Source organism: uncultured Meiothermus sp., assembly GCF_937863175.1.
Lineage (GTDB): Bacteria > Deinococcota > Deinococci > Deinococcales > Thermaceae > Meiothermus.
This window is the reverse complement of record NZ_CALMCQ010000004.1, coordinates 1-3,244: the sequence shown is the minus strand read 5'-3', so window position 1 is coordinate 3,244 and position 3,244 is coordinate 1. Positions and strand designations below refer to the sequence as shown.

The following is a 3,244-nucleotide window of genomic DNA, read 5'->3' as shown; positions in this document are numbered from 1 at the left end:
GCGAGGAGCGCATCCGTGTCTGCTCGGGGCTGATCGAACTCGATCCGGGCAATGCCAGCCGCTACAAGACCGAAATCCTCTGGGTCACCAAAGAGCTGAAGGTCTTCGAGGGGTTACGCCACCTGGAGAACACCCGCGTCTACATCGATGTGGAGTCGCTAAAGCCCTGGGCCAGGCGCGAACTCGGCGAACTGTTCGAGCGCTACACCCGTCTGGCGGTGATCGAGGTTGACCTGCCCAAGGTCAGCGTCGCAACCGCCCTGGCCCAGTTCATCGTGGATCGGCAGCCCCTCGCCGAAAGCCTGAGCGTCGTGGAGGACACCGAGGCCAACCGGGTGTTGGGGCAGATCCTCTCGACCCTCAGGCATCAACTCCTGTTTCACCCGCGCCACGGCCTGGAGTTTTACCTCAGCAGCAGGGTGCGCCACGGCGTGATCGGGGGCCGTCTGCGGGCACCCGTGCAGAGCCGAGACCTGCTGACGACCCGAGACGAAGGGTCTCAACGCTATAGCCCCGACTCTCCCTGGATAGAGCGGATCGAGCACACCTCCCCGGAGCAGCGGCAGGCGGTGGGGGAGGCTTTTGCGACCTTTTCCGAAGGCTACAACGCCGAGATCAACCAACTGGTGAAAGCCAAGCTGCACGTCAGAAGCGCCGGACACCCGGAGGGGCTGATCGACATGGATGCGCTCAACAGTCCCCTGGTGTTCAATCTGATCGGGGAGAAGCTGCGCCAAGTCGAGACCTTCGACGATTTCTACGAGGCGGCCACGGCCTACTCGTCGGCCAGCATCGGCCCCAGCCTTGAAGCGGTTCAGCGAACCCTGCGGGAGGAAGTCAAGCCGAGGCTATTGGACGCGATTCGGCAGCTCGAGAGCCGGATCTCCTCCTGCCTGCGCCCCGAGCAGTACGGCGAGCTGCGGGCGGCTCTGCGCTCGGCCTCGACGGAGTTGCAGGACACCGTGGACGCGGTGAGCCGGTGGTTCAAGCTGGGTTCCGCCGAGGATCTGAGCGTGGGGTTCGAGATCGGGGACATCGTGGACATTGCGGTGCAGTCGGTTAAGCTCTGCAACAAGGGGTTTGAGCCGCAGCTCGAGACCGACTACAGGGTGACCCAGCAGTGGGGGGCGGCGATGCTGTCCGAGCTGTCCGACATACTCTTCATCGCCCTGAGCAACGTCGCCGAGCACTCCAAGGTCGGCCCCTCCCCCTGGGCCAGCATCTCGGTCGTCGAACACACCGAGCGGGGGGAACTCGAGGTCAGGGTTCACAGCCAGGTCGCCGACGGGGTGTTCAACCCCGCCGGCGTCAGGGAACTCGAGCAGATCAAGGGCGAAATCCTCGCCAAAACCTACGCCAGCAAGGCGCAGGGGGAGGGCAAGACCGGCCTGATCAAGATCAGCAACATCTTGAGCCAGCATCAGAGCCACAGCCTGGATTTCGGCTTCCTCGGCCCGAGCGAGTTTTTTGTCCACCTGAGCATGTCCTTCTTGTACTACCAGCCCTACGAACTCCCGGCGGCGGGGCCGCAGAAGGAGCCGGTGTAGCCCTATGCCGACCAGAATCCTTATCGTCGAGGACGACCAGCACAAGATGGACAGGCTGCGCGAGGCCTGCAAGGTCGCCCGACCATCCGCCGAGATCGTCGAGGCGACCTCGTTTAACCGCGGGCTCAAGGCGGTCAGGAGCGAGCGCTACGACCTGGTGCTGCTGGACATGTCGCTGCGAACCTTCGACCCCGCCTTCGACGGCGACGAGGAGGAGCCGCAGCCGTTCGGCGGTCGGGAGGTCATCAGCTACATGAAACAGATCGGGAACACCTCACCCATTCTGGTGGTCACCCAGTACGAGCAACTGGGGAGCGGGAGTGAATCCATGAGTGTTGACGAGTTGGCCGACGAGTTGAGCAAAGACCACCCCGACCTCTTCATGGGTCTGGTCTTCTTCGACGGCACCTCGAACAAATGGCAGCATGAACTGATAGCCGCCCTCAGCCAGGTTACGGGGGGTGGGGCGTGAGTCTTAACCGAATTCTTATCGTCGAAGACAACAAGGAGAAGCTCCAGGCCATCGTCCAGGTGGTCACCCAGACCGGGGTCAGCCGGGAGGCCATCAAGGTGGCCCAGTGTGCCTTTGATGCCAAAGCAATGCTCAAGCAGGAGGCGTTTGACCTGGCCATCCTCGACTTAATGTTGCCGGAGAGGAACGAGGATCAGCCCAGCCAGGAGACCGGCATCGAGCTGATCGAACACCTCGCCCGAGCGACCGGCCCCCGGCCCCAGCGGGTGATCGGCCTGACCGCGTTCGAGAGCCTGCGGGAGAGCTTTCACGCCGAGTTCTCCCGGCGCTTGTGGAGCCTGCTCTACTACGACGAAGCCTCCGACGGCTGGAGGAACCACCTGAGGGCCTCGCTCGAGTATCTGTCCGAAGAGCCCACGGCCAGAACAGCGCCCGCGTTCGGCCTCGATGTCTGCGTCCTGACCGCCCTGAGAACCCCGGAACTCGAGGCCGTGCTCGACCTGCCCTGCGACTGGTCGAGCTCGAGGCCGCTCGACGACAACACCTTCATCATCGAGGGCAAGTTTACCGTCGCCGATAAGGTCTACCGGATCGCCGCCGCCAGCGCCCCTCGGATGGGCATGGTGGCGTCGGCCCTGCTGGCGGCGAAGCTGATCGGCGAACTCCGGCCCCGCGTCCTGGCCATGACCGGGATCTGCGCCGGGGTCAACGCCGGGCTGAGGATGGGCGATGTCATCCTGGCCAGCCCGGTCTGGGAGTGGCAAAGCGGGAAGCGGGTGCTCAGCGGCGAGCACTCGGTGTTCAACGTTGACCCCGACCAGATCGCGGTGAGCGCGGAGGTGGTCAGCCGTTTCGAGCAGCTCGTCGCGGATGCCAGTGCGTGGGCCGCCATTTACACCGGCTTCAAGGGCCAGAAGCCGGAGGCGATGCTCCGCGCCCACGTCGGCCCGGTGGCCACGGGGTCGGTCGTGCTGGCCGACCCCGAGACGGTGGAGGAGATCAAGGTGCAGCACCGCAAGCTGCTCGGGGTGGAGATGGAAATCTACGGGGTGTACGCGGCGGCCCGGTTCGCCTCGAGGCCGAAGCCGCTCACCCTCGCCCTCAAGTCGGTCTCCGACTTCGCCGACAGCCGCAAGGACGACCGCTTCCAGCAGTACGCCGCGCACACCAGCGCCCAGGCGCTCTGGCAGTTCCTGACCCGCTACATGCCAGACCTGCACCGGCT

At 64.6% G+C, this 3,244-nt stretch carries 3 protein-coding genes; all 3 read left to right on the top strand.

Going from position 1 to position 3,244, the window contains the following annotated elements; genetic code table 11:
* The coding region (locus Q0288_RS00090) for a hypothetical protein (RefSeq protein ID WP_299425303.1) at positions 1–1,547 on the top strand (1,547 nt) is incomplete at its 5' end.
* Positions 1,548–1,551: 4 nt separating this feature from the next.
* The gene (locus Q0288_RS00085) at positions 1,552–2,019 is read left to right on the top strand and encodes a response regulator (protein WP_299425300.1); all 468 of its coding nucleotides are present in this window, start codon (positions 1,552–1,554) and stop codon (positions 2,017–2,019) included.
* On the top strand, positions 2,016–3,244 hold a 1,229-nt coding region (locus Q0288_RS00080), incomplete at its 3' end, for a response regulator (RefSeq protein WP_299425298.1). The genes Q0288_RS00085 and Q0288_RS00080, both read left to right, overlap by 4 nt.